The organism is Methanosarcina barkeri str. Wiesmoor, assembly GCF_000969985.1.
Classification (GTDB): Archaea; Halobacteriota; Methanosarcinia; order Methanosarcinales; family Methanosarcinaceae; genus Methanosarcina; species Methanosarcina barkeri_B.
The window spans coordinates 4,241,639-4,264,031 of the sequence record NZ_CP009526.1 but is presented as its reverse complement, the minus strand read 5'-3'; the positions used below and the strand labels follow the sequence as shown (position 1 = coordinate 4,264,031).

At 38.9% G+C, this 22,393-nt stretch carries 12 protein-coding genes and 1 pseudogene; all 13 read left to right on the top strand.

Features of this window, described 5'->3' with window-relative positions; translation table 11 throughout:
- Positions 1 to 16: 16 nt before the first annotated feature.
- The 13 genes and pseudogenes from MSBRW_RS17465 to MSBRW_RS20545 all read left to right on the top strand — a co-directional run bounded on the left by MSBRW_RS17465 (position 17) and on the right by MSBRW_RS20545 (position 22,067).
- Positions 17 to 922 carry a dihydroorotate dehydrogenase gene (locus MSBRW_RS17465; RefSeq protein ID WP_011306469.1) on the top strand — a complete coding sequence of 302 codons (906 nt, stop codon included), beginning with the start codon at positions 17 to 19 and terminating at the stop codon, positions 920 to 922.
- The gene (locus MSBRW_RS17460) at positions 922 to 1,701 is read left to right on the top strand and encodes a dihydroorotate dehydrogenase electron transfer subunit (protein WP_011306470.1); all 780 of its coding nucleotides are present in this window, start codon (positions 922 to 924) and stop codon (positions 1,699 to 1,701) included. Before MSBRW_RS17465 ends, MSBRW_RS17460 begins: the two co-directional genes overlap by 1 nt.
- A 73-nt stretch (positions 1,702 to 1,774) precedes the next feature.
- Entirely contained in the window at positions 1,775 to 2,509 is a 735-nt protein-coding gene (locus MSBRW_RS17455; RefSeq protein WP_011306471.1) for a fumarylacetoacetate hydrolase family protein, read from the top strand.
- Positions 2,509 to 2,814: a hypothetical protein gene (locus MSBRW_RS17450; protein WP_011306472.1), complete on the top strand. Its 306-nt coding sequence runs from the start codon at positions 2,509 to 2,511 to the stop codon at positions 2,812 to 2,814. The genes MSBRW_RS17455 and MSBRW_RS17450 overlap by 1 nt, the downstream gene beginning before the upstream one ends.
- A gap of 234 nt (positions 2,815 to 3,048) precedes the next feature.
- On the top strand, positions 3,049 to 4,764 hold the full coding sequence (locus tag MSBRW_RS17445) for a glutamate--tRNA ligase (protein ID WP_011306473.1): 1,716 nt from the start codon (positions 3,049 to 3,051) through the stop codon (positions 4,762 to 4,764).
- Positions 4,765 to 5,233: 469 nt separating this feature from the next.
- Complete coding sequence (locus MSBRW_RS20565; RefSeq protein WP_011306474.1) at positions 5,234 to 7,291, top strand: PKD domain-containing protein; 2,058 nt, start codon at positions 5,234 to 5,236, stop codon at positions 7,289 to 7,291.
- A gap of 531 nt (positions 7,292 to 7,822) precedes the next feature.
- Positions 7,823 to 9,799, top strand: a complete 1,977-nt coding sequence (locus tag MSBRW_RS20560; protein WP_011306475.1) for a TolB family protein — start codon at positions 7,823 to 7,825, stop codon at positions 9,797 to 9,799.
- Between the two features lie 536 nt (positions 9,800 to 10,335).
- A complete protein-coding gene (locus tag MSBRW_RS20555; RefSeq protein WP_011306476.1) occupies positions 10,336 to 12,375 on the top strand; it encodes a PKD domain-containing protein in 2,040 nt (679 codons plus the stop codon).
- A 532-nt stretch (positions 12,376 to 12,907) separates the two neighbouring features.
- Entirely contained in the window at positions 12,908 to 14,653 is a 1,746-nt protein-coding gene (locus MSBRW_RS24100; RefSeq protein ID WP_011306477.1) for a TolB family protein, read from the top strand.
- A 48-nt stretch (positions 14,654 to 14,701) separates the two neighbouring features.
- Positions 14,702 to 14,911 (top strand): annotated as a pseudogene (locus tag MSBRW_RS24515) (PKD domain-containing protein); the annotation flags it as partial.
- A 1,230-nt stretch (positions 14,912 to 16,141) separates the two neighbouring features.
- Positions 16,142 to 17,110 (top strand): right-handed parallel beta-helix repeat-containing protein, encoded by a 969-nt coding sequence (locus MSBRW_RS17420; RefSeq protein WP_011306478.1) that lies wholly within the window; start codon positions 16,142 to 16,144, stop codon positions 17,108 to 17,110.
- A gap of 1,326 nt (positions 17,111 to 18,436) precedes the next feature.
- Positions 18,437 to 19,492: a right-handed parallel beta-helix repeat-containing protein gene (locus MSBRW_RS17415; RefSeq protein WP_011306479.1), complete on the top strand. Its 1,056-nt coding sequence runs from the start codon at positions 18,437 to 18,439 to the stop codon at positions 19,490 to 19,492.
- 547 nt (positions 19,493 to 20,039) lie between these two features.
- Positions 20,040 to 22,067 (top strand): TolB family protein, encoded by a 2,028-nt coding sequence (locus MSBRW_RS20545; protein ID WP_011306480.1) that lies wholly within the window; start codon positions 20,040 to 20,042, stop codon positions 22,065 to 22,067.
- Positions 22,068 to 22,393: the final 326 nt, after the last annotated feature.

Genomic DNA, 22,393 nt, shown 5'->3' with positions numbered 1-22,393 from the left:
CAGAAAGGAGCCAGCTATGTACACTCTTACCGGACTTAAACTGAAGAACCCAACCATTCTTGCAGCCGGGATACTCGGCACAACCGGAGCATCGCTTTGCAGGGTTGCACATGAAGGAGGAGCAGGGGCAGTTGTGACCAAATCCATAGGCCCCATGCCTAAAACCGGACATTCCAACCCGAGCATGGTCAAACTTGAATATGGATTTTTGAATGCTATGGGACTCCCGAATCCTTCCTATCCCAGCTTTTTCCAGGAACTCGAAATTGCAAAAAAGGACTCCGGAGTCCCAGTAATCGCAAGCATCTTCGGCGGAAGTCCTGCTGAATTTAAAGAAGTTGCCGAGGGTCTGCTCCCTGCGAAACCCGATGCTTTTGAGCTAAATGTGAGCTGTCCTCATGCAGAAGGGTACGGAGCAGCAGTTGGCTCTAACCCCTGCCTTGTGGAAGCAATTACAGCCGCAGTAAAAAATATAGTGAGTGTGCCTGTGTGGGTTAAGCTTACCCCTAATGTTTCTGATATTACGTGCATAGGAAATGCAGCAGAAGCAGGGGGAGCAGACGCGGTTGTTGCAATTAATACCTTAAAAGGGATGGCTATAGATATCGAGTCAGGATATCCGGTCCTGGGGAACCGTTCAGGTGGGCTTTCAGGAAAAGCTGTCAAACCTGTAGCTGTCAAATGTGTTTATGACCTTTATACTGCCCTGGAGATCCCTGTAATAGGAGTAGGGGGAGTATCTTCCTGGCAGGACGCGGTAGAAATGATGATGGCAGGGGCTGCGGCTGTCCAGGTCGGATCGGCTGTTTATGACAGGCTTGATGTATTCTCCGAGATCAGTGCAGGTATCGAAGCTTTTCTACAGAGGAAAGGCTATTCGGATGTAAAAGAATTAATAGGGCTTGCCCATGAGATGGTCTGATGCTTCCTCTTAATGCTACAATAGTACAGATAAATGAAGAATCTCCTTTGGTCAGGACTTTCTTCTTTGATTTCCAGTTTGAGACTATGGAGCCCGGCCAGTTTGTAATGGTCTGGGTCAGAGGTGTGGACGAAGTGCCCATGGGCCTCTCGAGCAAGAATTCCATAACTGTCCAGAAAGTGGGAGAGGCAACTTCAAAACTTTTTGAGTTGAAAGAAGGGGATTCTTTCGGGCTCAGAGGTCCTTTTGGAAAGGGCTTTTCCCTGCCTTCAGAGGGAGAAAAAACTCTGATTATTGCAGGCGGGGTTGGAGCTGCTCCCCTTGCTCCTTATGCCGAGGCAGCGCGGAGTGCAGGCTCGGAAGTTCATACGGTGCTTGGAGCGCGAAGTGCAGGCGACCTACTTTTTGAGAAGCGATTTGCAGAAGCAGGGAAGGTCTACATTTCTACGGATGACGGCTCAAAGGGAACAAAGGGTTTTGTGACTGATGTGCTCACTGACCTCGACCTTTCGGTTTATGACAGAATTGCAGTCTGCGGGCCGGAAATAATGATATCTTCGGTTTTCAGACTCCTTAAAGACAGACAGGTTCTTGAAAAGTCTGAGTTCAGCCTTCAACGTTATTTCAAATGCGGTATAGGAGTCTGTGGGGCATGCTGTATAGACAAGTCTGGGCTCAGGGTTTGCAGGGACGGACCTGTGTTTTCAGGTGTGCAGCTCCTGGATTCCGAACTGGGGAAATATGCAAGGGATGCCAGTGGGCGAAGAGTTAAAATTTAAGTTTGAATATATCCTTTAAAAAAATGAAGGAAAGCAAGCGAAAACATCCCAAAAAGCAGGAGAAGACCGAGACATGATAGGAAGGTTCAGATCAGGAGATGAAATTTTTTATGGAGATATCGAAAATGGGCGCGTGTATCCAAAAGGAGGGACTCCTGCCGGGATTTTTGACCTTTCAGAGCTTCGCGTCCTTCCGCCGGCGTCTCCCTCGAAAATTGTATGTGTCGGCCTTAACTATCGGGATCATGCTGAAGAGCTGAACATGAAAGTCCCGGAAAACCCTGTACTCTTTTTAAAGCCTCCTTCAGCCATTATAGGGCATGGGGACAAGATCATTTATCCGGCATCGAGCTCCAGAGTAGAACATGAAGCTGAACTCGCAGTCGTTATAGGCAAACGCTGTAAGAACATCTCAACTTCAAAGGCCATAGATGTAATTGCAGGTTATACCTGCTTTAATGATGTGACCGCCCGGGACCTCCAGCAAAAAGATGGTCAATGGACAAGAGCAAAGAGTTTTGATACCTTTGCAGCTTTCGGGCCTTATCTTGCTTCTCCCGATGAAGTTGATATTACGAATGCAAAGATTGCCTGCAGGGTAAATGGAGATACCAGGCAGGCTTCCAGCACTTCAAACCTTCTTTTTGACATTCCTTATCTTATTGAATTTATCACCGAGATCATGACCCTGGAAGTAGGAGATGTCATTGCCACAGGAACCCCTCCTGGCGTTGGAGAACTTCAGCGTGGAGACATTGTGGAAGTTGAGATCCAGGGAATCGGAACACTTAGAAACGAGGTTGTCTGATGCTGCTTGAGCCTATCGGAAATGAACTTGAACTTACCGAACGCCATCTTCTGGTGCTTAAGAAAGTGATTGAAGAAGCTCCCATCGGGATTCTGAAACTTTCAGAAGTCACCGGAATGCAGAACCATAAAGTGCGCTACTCTCTCAGAGTCCTTGAACAAGCTAACCTTATCAAGCCCTCGGCTCAGGGTGCCGTACCTGGAGATGCGGTTCCGAAATTCCTGGAAGAATTTGAGTCCGAGTTTAAGAAAATCAACGAGAAAATATCCCGTATCCAGGAAATCGAAGCTTCCATTCCCAAGTAAAGGCTCCTGCATGCAAGAGAAGCTTTTCAGAAAGCTTTTTTTCAGTTTTTGCAAGGAATTCCTTCGCTTCGGTGACTTTTTATAACCCTATTTACATGTTTTTCTCAATCAACCGCTGTATCGGTTGATCACGTCGACAATAACATTTTCGCTCAAGCCTTTTTGAAAAGGCTTGTTCTTAATCATTCAATCACTTTAAATCATTCAATCCAGATTATTTTTGGAGAAGCTTCTATGACCTTAAGTCCTGAAGATCTTAAGACAATTGAAAAATACGCCTATCAAAATGCTGTAAAATATGGGAAAGCCCCCCAACCTAAAGCTGTAATGGGAAAAGTAATGGGGGAGTGCCCTCAACTCAGATCCGATCCAAATGCCGTATCTGAAGCTCTTAAAGTTATTATTCCCGAGATTGCAAAGGGAAATCCTGAAACCTGGGAGACAAAGCTTTCGGAAATTGCCCCTGAGCTTATTGAAGCTCTTAGTGTAAAAAAAGAACCAGATAAGGGTTTAAAACCTCTAGAAGGGGCAGAAAATGGCAAGGTTGTAATGCGTTTTGCCCCGAATCCAAACGGGCCTGCAACCCTTGGCAGTGCAAGAGGCATGGTAGTTAATTCCGAATATGTGAAAATGTACGGAGGAAAATTTGTCCTGCGTTTCGATGATACCGATCCTGATATAAAACGACCTCTGCTTCAAGCTTATGACTGGTATCTTGATGACTTCAAATGGCTCGGGGTTGTGCCTGACCAGGTTGTCTATGCTTCTGACCATTTCCCTATGTATTACGATTATGCAAGAAAACTTATCGAGATGGGAAAGGCTTATGTCTGCTTCTGTAAAGGAGGAGATTTCAAGCGGTTTAAGGATGCAAAGCAGTCCTGCCCGCACAGAGATACCAGCCCCGAAGAAAACCTTATGCACTGGGAGAAGATGCTTGCCGGAGAATATGAAGACCAGCAGGCAGTGCTGAGGATCAAGACCGATATAAAGCACAAGGACCCTGCATTGAGGGACTGGGGAGCATTCAGGATAAGAAAGATGTCGCATCCCCGCCCTGAAATTGGGAACAAGTACGTTGTCTGGCCGCTTCTTGATTTTGCAGGGGCTATCGAAGACCACGAACTGGGAATGACTCATATCATCCGGGGCAAAGATCTTATAGACAGCGAAAAGCGGCAGGGTTATATCTACAAATACTTCGGCTGGAAATACCCGAGAACAACTAACTGGGGCAGGGTCAAGATCCACGAATTTGGAAAGTTCAGCACGAGTACCCTGAGAAAAGCTATTGAAGCAGGGGAATACAGCGGCTGGGATGACCCGAGGCTTCCAACAATCCGGGCAATCCGGCGTCGTGGAATCCAGGCTGAAGCTCTCAAGAAGTTCATGATAGAGATGGGAGTCGGAATGACTGACGTAAGCATAAGCATGGAGTCTCTCTACGCCGAAAACCGCAAAATCGTGGACCCTATTGCAAATCGCTATTTCTTTGTCTGGAATCCTGTAGAACTGGAAATTACAGATGCTGAGCCGACAGTTGCTAAGCTTCCTCTTCACCCTACTGACCATAAAAGAGGATTCAGGGAAATTGCTGTAGGAAATAAAGTACTTGTCTGCACGGAGGATGTCGAAAAGCTGGAAGTTGGCTCTATTATCCGCTTAAAAGATTTCTGCAATATAGAGATTACTTCCCTTTCCCCACTTCAGGCAAAGCTCTCAGATGTTTCTCTTGAAGCCCTTAAAAAAGCAAAGGCAAAAATCATCCACTGGGCCCCGCTTGACGGAATAAACGTGAAAGTACGCGGTCCTGAAGGTGATCTTAACGGTATCGGTGAGCAGGGGATTGCAGCCGAACTTGACAAAATCGTGCAGTTCGAGCGCTTCGGTTTCTGCAGGATTGATGCCGTAAGCGAAGACGAAATTGTGGCTTACTTTGCCCACAAATAATATGTCTAGAAGAAGGTGAACAGGAAACTGTTCTCATTTCTTTTGCTCACTCTTTTTATTCATTTTTTCATTGTTTCTTATTTCTTATCTGAAAGTGTCTTCTTACCTGAAAGTGTCTGTAAGTTGTTGATTTGATATTTAAAAATGAGCTCATCCGTCTTTTTTGTCATTTTTTAGAGAAATTTTAATTTTGTGATTTTCAGTAGCAGCCCCTATCTAATTTCTTGACTCTTTTAAAGCTCATTTGAAATTCTCAAAAGTTTTTCTTTTACCTTTTTTTATACCGAAAAATTTTGCTATTTATGTATGGATTTACTGTAAACTTATTCTTCTTCTCAAAACAAATTTTCTCAAATTATACATTTTCTTAAATTTTTGATTTAAATAATAAAGTTTAAAAATGTATATATCTCTAAATTATTAACATTTTTTATATGAAAAATAAATTAAAGATTAAGGAGTAGGATAAGTGAAAATTAACAAAAAATCGTATTCAGTGGTCTTAGCATCAGCAGTTCTGATTTTATTTTTAATTCTGGTTTCATCTGCAGCATCGGCGGTTACTGAGCAAACTGCTTCGCTCACTATCAATGAAACTCCGATAACCACCAGTGGATCAGCAACGTCTCCTTCTATATATGGTGACAGGATAGTATGGAAGGACTGGCGTAATGGGAACCGGGATGATGGACCTTTCAATATTTACATGTACAATATCTCCACTCAGAAGGAAACTCAAATTACTACCGGTGGATCAGCATGTTGTCCTTCTATATATGGTGACAGGATAGTATGGAAGGAATGGCGTAATGGGAACCAGAATGATACCGAGGAAGAATATGATGTATACATGTACGATCTCTCCACTCACAAGGAGACTCGGATAAACAATAGACCAGTCCCTTATGACTACTTAGGGTATAGCTTCGGACCGTATATATCCGGTAACACGATAATGTGGGGTGGCCCACATGGTTATTACATTTATGATATCTCCACTCAGGAAACTCATATCGATAATATGTCAGCACCCTATCCTGTTTTTTTCGGTAACATAGTAGTGTGGGTACCTGATATTGATGGACGCCCGAGTAATCTCATAATGTACGACCTCTCCACTCACAAGGAAACTCAGATTACCAACAACGATTCAGCATTCAATCCTGATATCTACGGAGATATAATAGTGTGGGCAGATTGGCGCCAGAGAGATGATGGATATCAATACTCTGAGATCTACATGTATGATCTTTCCACTAAGAAGGAAACTCAAATTACCAACAGCGGATCAACACATGGATCAGCACATTATTATAGTCCTAGAATCTCCGAGGACAGGATAATTTGGCTGGATACCCGAGATAGTGGAAGTATTTACATGTATAATATCTCAACTCAAGAGGAAACTCAGACTAACAATACATCAATTAGGCAAAGGCAAGGATTTACTTTCTATGGTGATAAGATAGTGTGGTCGGATTGGAAAAATGAAAAACCCAATGTCTACATGGGTACTCTCACCAGTTCAAACCTGCCAATTGCTTCCTTCTCTGCATCTCCAACCTCAGGAAAAGCCCCAATGAAAGTGCAGTTTACTGACAAAAGTACCGGAACACCTACTTCCTGGTTCTGGAATTTTGGAGACGGATCAAAGTCATTCCTTCAGAATCCGGTTCATAAGTATTCAAAGGCAGGGATTTATAATGTTAGCTTAACGGTAAAGAATGCGGTAGGCCGTAACACGGTAACAAAAACCGGATATATAAAAGTGGTAGCAAAACCAGTTGCTGCATTCTCTGCATATCCTACCTCAGGAAAAACACCATTAAACGTTAAATTTACTGACACAAGCACAGGAATACCTGCTTCCTGGTTCTGGAATTTCGGAGACGGATCAAAGTCATTCCTTCAGAATCCGGTTCATAAGTATTCAAAGGCAGGAATATATACTGTTAGCTTAACAGTAAAGAATGCAGCAGGACGTAGCGCGGTAACAAAAACAGAATATATAAAAGTGGTAGCAAAACCAGTTTCTGCATTCTCTGCATATCCAACATCCGGAAAATATCCATTAAACGTTAAATTTACTGACAAAAGTACAGGAACACCAACGAAATGGAAATGGGATTTTGGAGATGGATCAAAGTCATTCCTTCAGAATCCGACTCATAAATATTCCAAAGCAGGAAAATACACAGTAACCCTCACAGTAACCAATGCGGTAGGCATCAACACAGCAACAAAATCAAAGTATATAACCGTGACAGGAACTTCGCAAGCTCCGACTGCAGATTTCTGGGGCTGGCCATTATCAGGAAAAGCTCCGCTAAAGGTAACATTCACAGAGACGAGCAAAGGATCACCAACCTCATGGAAATGGGATTTCGGAGATGGAAAATATTCAACAGAAAAGAGTCCAACACACACATATTCAGCAGCAGGAACTTACACGGTTAAACTCATAGCAACAAATGAAGCAGGAAGTAGTACAAAATCAAAATGGAAATATATAAAAGTGGCAAAGTGACTGCAACTTTGAAAACGGTTGTAAACCTCCTGGGGGTTCTAAGATTACAACTTCATAAGGGTGACAACAAACACAAGACCGGGAATATACTCCGAAAGTAAATAAGAACTGTTCTCTTTTCTTTTGCTCACTCTTTTTATTCATTTTTTCATTGTTCCTTATTTCTTATCTGAAAGTGTCTGTAAGTTGTTGATTTGATATTTAAAAATGAGTTCACCCGGCTTTTTGGTCATTTTTTAGAGAGATTTTAATTTTGTGATTTTCAGTAGCGTTCCCTTCTAATTTCTTAACTCTTTTAAAGCTCATTTGAAATTCTCAAAAGTCTTTCTTTTATCTTTTTTTATATCGAAAAATTTTGCTATTTACGTACGGATTTACTGCAAACTTATTCTTCTTCTCGAAACAAATTTTCTAAAATCACACATTTTCTTAAATTTTTGATTTAAATAATAAAGTTTAAAAATGTATATATCTCTAAATTATTAACATTTTTTATATGAAAAATAAATTAAAGATTAAGGAGTAGGATAAGTGAAAATTAACAAAAAATCGTATTCAGTGGTTATAGCATCAGCAGTTCTGATTTTATTTTTGATTTTCGTTTCATCTACGGCATCAGCAGCTTCTCCATCTGCAATCACTGAAACTCGGATAACCAACCATGGAACGGCATCCAATCCAGATATCTATGGTGACAAGATAGTGTGGCAGGATAACCGCAATGGAAACTGGGATATATATATATTTGATCTCTCCACCAAAACAGAAATTCACACTACCAATAAAACAGATCAGATAAATCCTGCTATTTATGAAAATCTGGTAGTATGGGAGGATGAGCGCAACGGAGGTCATGACATTTACGTGGAAGATCTCTCTACAAAAATACAAACTCGTATCTCTAAAAGTGGAGAAGCACATAATCCTGCAATCTATGGTAATAGAATAGTGTGGCAGGAAGAAAGTAATGGAAATTCGAATATCTACATGTATGATATATCTACTAAAAAAGAGACTCAGATCACTACCAGTGGAACAGCGTACAAGCCTGATATCCATGGGGATAAGATTGCATGGTCTGACGTTGAATATATCATTGTGTACGATCTTTCCAATAAGAAGGAGACTAAAATACCAACAAGAGAATTCTCTGGTTATTACTCGCCTACAATTTACGGAAACTGGGTAGTGTGGATAGATGCCAATGATGAGTATGGTTGCGTTTACGGTGTTTATGTGATGGATCTCTCTACTAAAAAGCGAAATGAACTTATGACCTTCGCTGATTATATGAGCAACCCTAAAATCTACGGTGATAATATTGTATATTCTCTTGCTGTAACTGGCGGCCGTTACCCTGATGTCTATATGTATAACCTTTCCACTTCCGAGTTTAAAGAAATATCCACTAGTGAAACAGCAGAAGAGCCTGATATTTATGGTAACAAAATAGTATGGGTGGACTGGAGAAATGAAGGTCCTGATATTTACATGGCTACTCTCGGTTCAGACCTCCCTGTAGCTGCTTTTTCTGCATCTCCAACTTCTGGGAAAACACCATTAAACGTTAAATTTACTGACACTAGCACTGGCTCCTCAACTTCCTGGTTCTGGAACTTTGGAGATGGTTCAAAGTCATTCCTCCAGAATCCGGTTCACAAGTATTCAAAAGCAGGAACATATACTGTTAAACTTACAGTAAAGAATGCGGTAGGCCGTAACACGGTAACAAAAGCAGATTATATAAAAGTTGTAACAAAACCCGTTGCTGCATTTTCTGCATCTCCCACCTCCGGAAAATCTCCATTAAACGTTAAATTTACTGACAAAAGTACAGGAATACCTGCTAAATGGAGATGGGATTTTGGAGATGGAACAAAGTCATTCCACCAGAATCCAACGCATAAGTATTCAAAAGCCGGAAAATACACAGTAACCCTCAAAGTAACCAATGCGGCAGGCATCAACACAGCAACAAAATCAAATTATATAACCGTGACTGCAAAACCAGTTGCTGCCTTCTCTGCATCTCCAACCTCAGGAAAATATCCATTAAACGTTAAATTTACGGACAAAAGTACCGGATCACCCACGAAATGGAAATGGGATTTTGGAGACGGAACAAAGTCATTCCACCAGAATCCAACTCATAAGTATTCAAAAGCCGGAAAATACACAGTAACTCTCAAAGTAACCAATGCGGTAGGCATCAACACAGCAACAAAATCAAATTATATAACCGTGACAGGAACTTCGCAAGCTCCGACTGCAGATTTCTGGGGCTGGCCATTATCAGGAAAAGCTCCTCTAAAGGTAAAATTTACGGAGACGAGCAAAGGATCACCAACCTCATGGAAATGGGATTTCGGAGATGGTAAATATTCAACAGAAAAGAGTCCAACACACATGTATTCATCTGCAGGAACTTACACGGTTAAACTCATAGCAACAAATGCAGCAGGAAGTAGTACAAAATTAAAATGGAAATATATAAAAGTGGCAAAGTGACTGCAACTTTGAAAACTTGGTTGTAAACCTCCTGGGGTTCTATAGGATTACAACTTCATAAAGGTGACAACAAACACAAGATTGGGAATATACTCCAAAAGTAAATAAAAACTGTTCTCTTTTCTTTTACTCACTCTTATTATTCATTTTTTCATTGTTCCTTCTTTCTTATCTGAAAGTGTCTGTAAGTTGTTGATTTGATATTTAAAAATGAGCTCATCCGGCTTTTTGGTCATTTTTTAGAGAGATTTTAATTTTGTGATTTTCAGTAGCGTTCCCTATCTAATTTCTTAACTCTTTTAAAGCTCATTTAAAATTCTCAAAAGTTTTTCTTTTATCTTTTTTATACCGAAAAATTTTGCTATTTATGTACGGATTTACTGTAAACTTATTCTTCTTCTCAAAACAAATTTTCTAAAATTATACATTTTATTAAATTTTTAATCTAAATAACAAAGTTTAAAAATGTATCTATCTCTCTAAATTATTAACATTTTTTATATGAAAAATAAATTAAAGATTAAGGAGTAGGATAATTGGAACTTAACACAAAATCGTATTCAGTGGCCTTAGCATCAGCAGTTCTGATTTTATGTTTAATTCTCGTTTCATCTATTGCATCGGCGGTTACTGAGCAAACTGCTTCGCTCACTATCAATGAAACTCCGATAACCACCAGTGGATCAGCATGTTGTCCTTCTATATATGGTGACAGGATAGTATGGGAGGACTGGCGTAATGGAAACCAGAGTGATGGGCCCTCCAATATTTATATGTACAATATCTCCACTCAGAAGGAAACTCAAATTACTACCAGTGGATCAGCAACGTCTCCTTCTATCTATGGTAATAGGATAATATGGCTGGATGGGCGCAATGGAAATAGTCAGAATGATACCGAGGGAGGACATGATGTATACATGTACGATCTCTCCACTCACAAGGAGACTCGGATAACCAATAGCACAATTCCTGAGGATGGATTCGCGTATGAACTCAGGATCGCTATCTCCGGGAACAGGATACTGTATGGTGGCACATATAATTATTGCATTTATGATATCTCCACTCAGAAGAAAACTTATCTCATCGATGTGCCAATAATCAATCCTGCTTTTTTTGGTAACATAATAGTAGGGGTATCTGATATTGATGGACGCCCAAGTAGTCTCACAATGTACGATCTCTCCACTAATAAGGAAACTCTAATTACCAACCGCGATTCAGCATTCAGTCCTGATATTGACAATAACATTATAGTGTGGGCAGATTGGCGCATGGGAGATGATGGAGATTACCACTCCAAGATCTACATGTATGATCTTTCTACTAAGAAGGAAACTCAAATTGCCAACAACGGATCAATATTTTATTATAGTCCTGCAATCTTCAAGGACAGGATAGTTTGGCTGGGTGACCAATTTTACATGTATAACCTCTCAACTCAAGAGGAAACTCATACTAATAGCACATCAATTAGTCTAGGATTTGATTTGTATGGTGATAAGATAGTGTGGACGGATTGGGGCAATGAAAATGAAAAACCCAATGTCTACATGGGTACTCTCACCAGTTCAAACCTGCCGACTGCTGCCTTCTCTGCATCTCCCACCTCAGGAAAAGCCCCAATGAAAGTGCAGTTTACTGACACAAGTACAGGAACACCTACTTCCTGGTTCTGGAATTTTGGAGACGGATCAAAGTCATTCCTTCAGAATCCGACTCACAAGTATTCAAAAGCAGGAGTATATACTGTTAGCTTAACAGTAAAGGATGCCGCAGGACGTAACACGGTAACAAAAACAGATTATATAACCGTGGCAGCAAAACCAGTTGCTGCTTTCTCTGCATCTCCAACCTCAGGAAAATATCCATTAAAAGTTAAATTTACTGACAAAAGTACAGGAACACCGACAAAGTGGATATGGAACTTTGGAGATGGATCAAAGTCATTCCACCAGAATCCGGTTCACAAGTATTCAAAGGCAGGAACGTATACTATTAGCTTAACAGTAAAGAATGCGGCAGGACGTAACTCGGTAACAAAAACAAAATATGTAACCGTGACATCAAAACCCGTTGCTGCCTTCTCTGCATCTCCAACCTCAGGAAAATATCCATTAAACGTTAAATTTACGGACAAAAGTACCGGAACACCCACGAAATGGAAATGGGACTTTGGAGACGGAACAAAGTCATTCCACCAGAATCCAACGCATAAGTATTCAAAAGCCGGAAAGTACACAGTAACCCTCAAAGTAACCAATGCGGCAGGCATCAACACAGCAACAAAATCAAAGTATATAACCGTGACAGGAACTTCGCAAGCTCCGACTGCAGATTTCTGGGGCTGGCCATTATCAGGAAAAGCTCCGCTAAAGGTAAAATTTACGGAGACTAGCAAAGGATCACCAACTTCATGGAAATGGGATTTCGGAGATGGTAAATCTTCAACAGAAAAGAGTCCAACACACACATATTCAGCAGCAGGAACTTACACGGTTAAACTCATAGCAACAAATGAAGCCGGAAGTAGTACAAAATCAAAATGGAAATATATAAAAGTGGCAAAGTGACTGCAACTTTGAAAACGGTTGTAAACCTCCTGGGTTCTATAGGATCACAACTTCATAAGGGTGGCAACAAACACAAGATTGAAACCATACTCTGAAAGTAAATAAAAACTGTTCTCTTTTCTTTTACTCACTCTTTTTATTCATTTTTTCATTGTTCCTTATTTCTTATCTGAAAGTGTCTATAAGTTGTTGATTTGATATTTAAAAATTAGTTCACCCATCTTTTTTGTCATTTTTTAGAGAGATTTTAATTTTGTGATTTTCAGTAGCGCTCCCTATCTAATTTCTTAATTCTTTTAAAGCTCATTTGAAATTCTCAAAAGTTTTTCTTTTATCTTTTTTTATACCGAAAAATTTTGTTATTTATGTACGGATTTACTGTAAACTTATTCTTCTTCTCAAAACAAATTTTCTAAAATTACACATTTCCTTAAATTTTTAATTTAAATAACAAAGTTTAAAAATTTACATATCTCTAAATTATTAACATTTTTTATATGAAAAATAAATTAAAGATTAAGGAGTAGGATAAGTGAAAATTAACAAAAAATCGTATTCAGTGGTTATAGCATCAGCAGTTCTGATTTTATTTTTGATTTTCGTTTCATCTACGGCATCATCAGCTTCTCCATCTGCAATCACTGAAACTCGGATAACCAACCATGGAACGGCATCCAATCCAGATATCTATGGTGACAAGATAGTGTGGCAGGATAACCGCAATGGAAACTGGGATATATACATATTTGATCTCTCCACCAAAATAGAAATTCACACTACCAATAAAACAGATCAGATAAATCCTGCTATTTATAAAAATCTGGTAGTTTGGGAGGATGAGCGCAACGGAGGTCATGACATTTACGTGGAAGATCTCTCTACAAAAATACAAACTTGTATCTCTAAAAGTGGAATGGCACATAATCCTGCAATCTATGGTAATAGAATAGTGTGGCAGGACGAACGTAATGGAAGTTCTAATCTCTACATGTACGATCTATCTACTAAAAAAGAAACTCAGATTACTACCAGCGGTAAAGCATTTTATCCTTCTATATACGATAATAGAATAGTGTGGCAGGACGAACGCGATGGAGATTATCGCCACCCTGATATCTACATGTACGATCTTTCCAATAAGAAGGAGACTAAAATATCAACAACAAAATTCACCATTGGTGGTCATTACTCGCCTACAATTTACGGGAACAGGGTAGTGTGGGTAGGTGCCACTACTGATTATGATTACATTTACGGTATTTATGTAATGGATCTCTCTACTAAAAAGCAAAATATAATCCTTAAATCCACTGATGAAATAGGCAACCCTAAAATCTACGGTGATGATATCGTATATTCTCTTGCTATGACTGGCGATGGTTTTCCTGATATCTATATGTATAATCTCTCCACTTCCGAGAGAAAAAAGATATCCACCAGTCAAACAGCGAAAGAGCCTGATATTTATGGTAACAAAATAGTATGGGTGGACTGGAGAAATGAAGGTCCTGATATTTACATGGCTACTCTCGGTTCAGACCTCCCTGTAGTTGCTTTTTCTGCATCCCCAACTTCTGGGAAAACACCATTAAACGTTAAATTTACTGACACCAGCACTGGCTCCCCAACTTCCTGGTTCTGGAACTTTGGAGATGGTTCAAAGTCATTCCTCCAGAATCCGGTTCATAAGTATTCAAAAGCAGGAACATATACTGTTAGCTTAACAGTAAAGAATGCGGCAGGACGTAACACGATAACAAAATCAAAGTATATAACCGTGACAACAAAACCCGTTGCTGCTTTCTCTGCATCTCCAACCTCAGGAAGAGTACCATTAAAAGTTAAATTTACTGACAAAAGTACAGGAATACCAACGAAATGGAAATGGGATTTTGGAGACGGAACAAAGTCATTCCTTCAGAATCCGACTCATAAATATTCCAAAGCAGGAGAATACACAGTAACTCTCAAAGTAACCAATGCAGCAGGCATCAACACAGCAACAAAATCAAAGTATATAACCGTGACATCAAAACCCGTTGCTGCCTTCTCTGCATCTCCAACCTCCGGAAAATCCCCATTAAACGTTAAATTTACTGACAAAAGTACAGGGTCACCGACCAAATGGAAATGGGATTTTGGAGATGGAACAAAGTCATTCCACCAGAATCCAATGCATAAGTATTCCAAAGCCGGAAAATACACAGTAACCCTCAAAGTAACCAATGCGGCAGGCATCAACACAGCAACAAAAACAAAATATATAACCGTGACATGAACTTCGCAAGCTCCGACTGCAGATTTCTGGGGCTGGCCATTATCAGGAAAAGCTCCGCTAAAGGTAACATTCACAGAGACGAGCAAAGGATCGCCAACCTCATGGAAATGGGATTTCGGAGATGGTAAATATTCAACAGAAAAGAGTCCAACACACACATATTCATCTGCAGGAACTTACACGGTTAAACTCATAGCAACAAATGAAGCAGGAAGTAGTACAAAATCGAAATGGAAATATATAAAAGTGGCAAAGTGACTGCAACTTTGAAAACGGTTGTAAACCTCCTGGTTCTATAAGATTACATTTACAGGAAGTAATGTGGCAGGCAGCAGTACTGTAACGAAGACAAACTTCATAAAGGTGACAACAAACACAAGGCCGGGAATATAATCCGAAAGTAAATAAACTCTTAAATTGAAACAAACTCTTAAATTAAAACACGAAAAAAGATCAAAGCTAAAAGGTAATGAGTGCATAAGGTTTGTTTCTGTCATATACTATGTTTTCTCCATTGTGGCGGGAATGAACCTTGTTTCTGTCTCTAAAAGTTTTTAGAATTTGTAAGTTTTGTTTTTGTATTTCCATCATTTAAAATTAATACAAATAGTATTTGCTTAGTCATTCTCTAATAGCTTCATAGTGTTTTATATTATATAATTTTTAAATTTTTTTGAAAAAATACAAAAATATTTTATAATATAACCTGTATAAACCTTGGATGTCAACTTAGTAATTAAAGAACAGTAAAGGACAAAAAGGAAAAAACCTTTCAGAAGAGTTGACCTGGCTAGAGGTCGTAATTAGTAAAACAGGAATTATTGACCAAAAAGAAGAATATCCTGTGGCCAGTAACAGGTTTTGAGTGATAAAAGCCAAAACTTCTAATGTCCAATCCCACTTCCAATGACTGACCCCTATAATGTGATTGGAGAGTGAGACTCTGTGTGCAACGTGTCTGCCCCACATAAATCGCAGAGAACCGAATGGATAGATTCAAAAATATTACGCAGACGTAATTAGAATCTTTGAATTACCGTATAGACCCGGCATAATTAGATATTGATATAGACTAGGTCTAATTAGATAGTTCGGAAAAACATTACGAGTACGTAATATGGAATTTTGAGAAATATCTGGGAAAGAGTATGCGATTATCCTGGATTTTCGAGTTTACTCAAATTTTAAGTCCAACCTTATAGGCGATACAATGCTAAAAAGACAGACAGGAACCCTATTTCTGACAACAGGTCTTAGTTTAACAATCGTATCAATTGTTGGAGAAATATAACTATCATATAGTTTTTTGAGTTTACGCAGATTCCAAATCCAACCCAAAGGTGATACGATGCTAAAAATAAATCAGGAACTCCTATTCCTGAAAGCATGTCTTAGTTTAACGTCCGTATGTGCTTTGGGAAAGAATAGACTCTAACCCTATGGTTTTTGAGTCTTCTCAAATTCCAAAACCAACCCAAAGGTGATACGATGCTAAAAAGACAGATAGGAACCCTATTCCTGGTAACATGCCTTATTTTAACAACCGTACCCGCTGTGTTAGGCGCACAGAACACAATAACTGTAAAACCGACGTCTGGATCAGGTGCCCAGACTGCAATTAATAATGCAATAAATTCCGCAGCATCAGGAGCGACATCAAGTAACCCTGGATATGTTCTCCTTGCTGCTGGCACTTATAAGATAAGTGCACCTATAGTTTTGAAATCTAATGTAGTACTGAAAGGTGCAGGCGACGATACAATAATCTTTGCTACCGGTTCAGTTTGTAACTCCGGAGGATCACCTGCATATATATTCGGGTCAGGTGTCTCCAACGTTGAAGTATGTGACCTTCAGTTCAAAAGTACGGCCACCGGACCTGGTGATGGAGGTCATGGAGACTATAGAAACTGCATAAAATTCACGTCTTCGAGTGATAGTAAAGTACATGATATTTTATTCACTCGCTATCTGTACGGTGATGGTGTCAGAATCAGTAAAAGTTCTGGAATAGAAGTATACAACTGCAAGATGCATTCCGTAGGACACGACGGTGTATCATTCTTATCAGGTACTAAGAATTCCAGAATGTACAACTGTGATGTTGAGGTTCAAACCAATACAGGTGTCAGGATAGACAATTGCGCAAATATTGAAGTGGATCACAATACCTTTTCAGGTAGTGCCGGCTCTGGCTGGTGCTGTGTTGAGCTGGAAAATTCACTGACAAATGCGAATGTCCATCATAATATAATGCATGATTTCAAAGGCTCAAGCAGCAGTGCAGGCATTGGAAATATTCATGCAAGCGGATCAATTAGCGTCCATGATAATGTTATGTGGAACGTGTCACCTTACGTTGCGGTAGGATCGGGCTCAAACATACTGGGACCATCTGATCACAGTGTTAAGAATTGGGTAGCAAAAGGGTATGGATACGGCTCTCTTGACAACTAATTCAACAAACACAATGAAACATTATTCGACAGATGAAATGTATTCAACAGAAGGAATATATTCAACAGAAGGAATGTATTCAACAGAAGGAATATATTCAACATTAAGTCCTGAAATACGTACAGTACATGATCGTACAAGTACATGATCATACCACCGTTCGAACTATACGGGTTCGAACACTTCGGTATTTGCAGGATCGATGAAGAAGAGAAAGACAAAGTTGTGGGCCTACTTTGCCCATAAGTGATTTTCTGATAAAAGGAGAACATGAAACTGTTCTCTTTCTTTTATCTACTTTCCGTTAACTTTTTTTGCTTTTTCCAATTATGAGAAAGTGTAGATTAATCAGTCTCCTTACAAATCTACTCGTTTGAAGTATGTTAATACTACCCATTATCTAATTGTGAAAATAGTTTAAATTTCAAGACAAACTCTAAAAACAATTGTGGATTAAGAATTAACATATTTATTTTCATAAATTTTCAGTTATTATAAGGAAAAAAGGGAAAAAGGAAATATGTTCTCATTCAATTTCTAAAAAATGTCATTGTTGTATCTCGAATTTTTGAAGTTAATAGTAGAAGTATTCAATTAAGTTCAGTTATTCTTCTATAACTTACCTAATTTTTTAAGACTTTGCAGTATTTATTTCCAAAATTTTTTTAAAAAAATACAAACTATTTTATAATATAACATATCTAAATCTGAAATGTCAACTTAGTAATTAAACAATAGAAAGAGAAAAACTTTTTAAAGAAGTTGACTTTGCTAGAGGCCGTAGTTAGTGAAACAGAAAGTATTGACCAGAAGGATAACATCTTATGGCCAATATCAGATTTGAGTAATAGAAGCAAAAACTTCTAATGTCCAATCTCACTTCCAATGACTGATCCCTATAATGATTGGAGAGTGAGACTCTGTGTTGCAACATATCCACCTTACATAAATCGCAGAGAATCAAATTGGATAGATTCAAAAATATTTCACAAAAATAATAGGAGTCTTAAAACCCATAAAAATTTGACATAATTAAATATTTTATACATATTCGATCTAATAAGATAGTTTGGAAAGACATTAAGAGTCCGTAATATGGAATTTTGAGAAATCTCTGGGAAAGAATATACGATTATCCTGGAGTTCTTGATTTTACTCAAATTTTAAGTCCAACCTGGAAGCGATACAATGCAAAAAAGACAGACTGAAACCCTATTCCTGAAAGCATGTCTTATTTTAACAATCGTATCAACTGTTGGAGAAATAGAACTATCTTATAGTTTTTGAATTCACTCAAATTCCAAACCCAACCCAAAAGGTGATACGATGCTAAAAAGACAGATAGGAACCCTATTTCTGACAGCATGTCTTATTTTAACAGCCGTGCCCGCTGCTTTAGGCGCACAGAACACAATTACTGTAAATCCTACATCTGGATCAGATGCCCAGAATGAAATTAATAATGCAATAAATTTCGTAGTATCAGGAGCACAGAACAATATTACTGTAAATCCGACATTTGGATCAGATGCCCAGAATGAAATTAATAATGCAATAAATTCCGTAGCATCAGGAGCGACATCAGGTAACCCTGGATATGTTCTCCTTGCCGCTGGCACTTATAAGATAAGTGCACCTATAGTTTTGAAATCTAATGTAGTACTGAAAGGTGCAGGCGACGATACAATAATCTTTGCTAATGGCTCAGTTTGCCACTCAGTGGAATCACCTGCATATGTATTCGGGTCAGGTGTCTCCAACGTTGAAGTGTGTAACCTTCAGTTCAAAAGTACGGCCACCGGACCTAGTGACGGAGGTCACGGAGGCTATCGAAACTGCATACAGTTCAGGTCTTCGAAGGATAGTAAAGTACATGATATTTTATTCACCCGCTATTTATATAGTGATGGTGTCAGAATCACTAAAAGCTCTGGAATAGAAGTATATAACTGCAGAATGCATTCCGTAGGGCACGATGGTGTAGGATTCTTATCAGAGACTAAGGATTCCAGAATGTATAACTGTGATGTTGAGGTTCAAACCAACACAGGTGTCAGGATAAACAATTGCACAAACATTGAAGTGGATCACAATACCTTTTCAGGTAGTGCCGAGTCTGGATGGTGTTGCGTTGAAATGGTAAATCCACTGACGAATGTGAATGTCCATCATAATATAATGCATGATTTCAAGGGCTCAAGCAGCAGTGCAGGCATTGGAAGTTTTAATGCAAGCGGGTCAATTAACGTTTATGATAATGTTATGTGGACTGTGTCGCCTTATGTTATGATAGGATCAGGCTCAAACATATTAGAACCATTTGATCACAGTCTTGAGAATTGGGTAGCAAAAGGATATGGATACGGCTATGTTGCCAACTGATTCAACAAACATGATAGAAGATATTCAATAGATGGAACATATTCAACAGCTGGAACATATTCAACATTAAGTGTTTTGCACATACGTACGGAACAGGATCATATAGTTCGAGTTCGTTTGTACAGGATCAAAGCGGTAGAAAAAAACGAAGTTGTGGCGTACTTTGCCCACAAATAATTGCCTGGAAGAATGTGGACAGGAAACTGTTCTCTCTTTATTGATTTTTAATGTTTTTTCATTCATTTCTTTTTATCATTTCATTCTTTTCTTTTTATCATTTCATTCTTTTCTTTTTATCATTTCATTCTTTTCTTTTTATCATTTCATTCTTTTCTTTTTATCATGTTTTCTCTTTTTCCGTTTTTTAGCATCGCATCTTCCCATATATTTAAAAGACTTGAGTCTGTAAAATTAAATTTTTTTATAAATAAGCAAATAAAACTCACTTTTATAAATTTACAGTAAAAAATGAAAAAATTTAATTATAGTTTATAGAATTTAAGCAATTGAATTAAATTTTTCTAACTGAATGTTATAGGTGAGTTTAATGAAGAAAAAAGAGACTATTTATAAAATAATCTTATTTTCAATATCCTTAGTTTTGCTTTTATTTCCTTCCGCAGTATCAGCAGCTACAGCGGAAAGCGGTTCGCCCACGATCACCGAAACTCAGATTACCACCAATACATCATATCAATGGGGTCCTGATATCTATGGTGATAGGATAGTGTGGAGGGATGGACGTAATGGAAATTCAGATATCTATATGTATGATATCTCCACTAAGAAGGAAACTCGAATAACCACCAATACATCAGATAAATGGGATCCTGCAATCTATGGAAATAGGATAGTGTGGGTGGATGATCGTAATAGAAGCTGGGATATCTACATGTATGATCTCTCCACTAAAAAAGAAACTCAAATCTCTAATTATGAATTTGAATTTGAAGATACGGGGAACCCTGCAGTCTACGGCGACAAGATTGTGTGGACACATGGTTTCGAGGAATACTGGCAGATCTACATGTACGACCTTTCCACTAAGAAGGAAACTCAAATCACCACTAATGGACGAGCATACTATCCTGCTATTTATGGTAATAAAATAGTTTGGCTGGATGACCGAGATAGTGATTATAACTATGATATTTACATGTACGATCTCTCCACTAAGAAGGAAAGTCAGATAACCACCAGCGGATCAGCAGACAACCCTGCTATTTACGGTAACAGGATAGTATACGCCGACGATCGCAAAGGAAACTATGATATCTATATGTATGATATTTCCACTAAAGCGGAAACTCAGATAACCAGTAGTCCAGATAACCAGGTGTCTCCTAATATCTATGGTAACAGGATATTATGGAAGGATGTTGGTGGAGAGGATGACGGTGGGGAATATCATGGTATATACATGTGCGATCTTTCCACTAATCAGAAGTTTAAAATTACCAGCCATGGAGATTGGGATGATCCTGCTATCTATGGTAACAGAGTAGTATATACCGATAATCGTAATGGAAACTACGATATTTACATGAGCACTATTTCAAGTGAAGAACCAGAACCAAACTTCCCTGTTGCTGACTTTTCGGCATCTCAAACCTCAGGAAAAACACCATTAAAAGTTAAATTTACTGACACAAGCACAGGAACACCGACAAAGTGGATATGGAACTTTGGAGATGGTTCAAAGTCATTTCACCAGAATCCGGTTCACAAGTATTCAAAGGCAGGAACATATACTGTTAGCTTAACAGTAAAGAATGCCGCAGGACGTAACACGATAACAAAAACAGATTATATAACCGTGGCAGCAAAACCCGTTGCTGCATTCTCTGCATCTCCTACTTCAGGAAAAGTACCACTGAAGGTTAAGTTTACTGACACAAGCACAGGGACACCTGTTAAATGGAAATGGAATTTTGGAGATGGATCAAAGTCATTCCACCAGAATCCAACGCATAAGTATTCCAAAGCAGGAAAATACACAGTAACTCTCAAAGTAACCAATGCGGCAGGCATCAACACAGCAACAAAATCAAAGTATATAACTGTGACATCAAAACCCGTTGCTGCCTTCTCTGCATCTCCAACCTCAGGAAAATATCCATTAGACGTTAAATTTACGGACAAAAGTACCGGATCACCAACGAAATGGAAATGGGACTTTGGAGACGGAACAAAGTCATTCCTTCAGAATCCAACGCATAAGTATTCCAAAGCAGGAAAATACACAGTAACCCTTAAAGTAACCAATGCAGCAGGCATCAACACAGCAACAAAATCAAAGTATATAACCGTGACAGGAACTTCGCAAGCTCCGACTGCAGATTTCTGGGGCTGGCCATTATCAGGAAAAGCTCCACTAAAGGTAACATTCACAGAGACGAGCAAAGGATCGCCAACCTCATGGAAATGGGATTTTGGAGATGGTAAATATTCAACAGAAAAGAGTCCAACACACACATATTCATCTGCAGGAACTTACACGGTTAAACTCATAGCAACAAATGAAGCCGGAAGTAGTACAAAATCAAAATGGAAATATATAAAAGTGGCAAAGTGACTGCAATTTTGAAAACGGTTGTAAATCTCCTGGGGTTCTTCAGTCCTAGGTAAAGATGCAAAATGCAGTAATACAAAAGTCATTTATGGATGTTAAGTATCTAAAAATGAGCTTGAGATTTAAAAGTAGATAAAAATGTCCAAAGGTAGAGAGGAGTGGGGGCTTATTAATCGAATCTCGCGAAAAGGATATACTCAAGTTAGTCTGAAATATCCTAGTATCAAGGCAATTTAATTATTAAGCATAATTTTTGATAGCTTTTTGTCAACATATAGCGATTCAGAGTTAAAATATGACCAGTAACTAAATTGTATAGACACTAGTGC

What these genes read in the sequence shown, in the direction of transcription:
- MSBRW_RS17465 (WP_011306469.1), top strand. Translation starts at nt 17, where the DNA reads ATGTACACTCTTACCGGACTTAAACTGAAGAACCCAACCATTCTTGCA.
- MSBRW_RS17460 (WP_011306470.1), top strand. Translation starts at nt 922, where the DNA reads ATGCTTCCTCTTAATGCTACAATAGTACAGATAAATGAAGAATCTCCT.
- MSBRW_RS17455 (WP_011306471.1), top strand. Translation starts at nt 1,775, where the DNA reads ATGATAGGAAGGTTCAGATCAGGAGATGAAATTTTTTATGGAGATATC.
- MSBRW_RS17450 (WP_011306472.1), top strand. Translation starts at nt 2,509, where the DNA reads ATGCTGCTTGAGCCTATCGGAAATGAACTTGAACTTACCGAACGCCAT.
- MSBRW_RS17445 (WP_011306473.1), top strand. Translation starts at nt 3,049, where the DNA reads ATGACCTTAAGTCCTGAAGATCTTAAGACAATTGAAAAATACGCCTAT.
- MSBRW_RS17420 (WP_011306478.1), top strand. Translation starts at nt 16,142, where the DNA reads ATGCTAAAAAGACAGATAGGAACCCTATTCCTGGTAACATGCCTTATT.
- MSBRW_RS17415 (WP_011306479.1), top strand. Translation starts at nt 18,437, where the DNA reads ATGCTAAAAAGACAGATAGGAACCCTATTTCTGACAGCATGTCTTATT.
- MSBRW_RS20545 (WP_011306480.1), top strand. Translation starts at nt 20,040, where the DNA reads ATGAAGAAAAAAGAGACTATTTATAAAATAATCTTATTTTCAATATCC.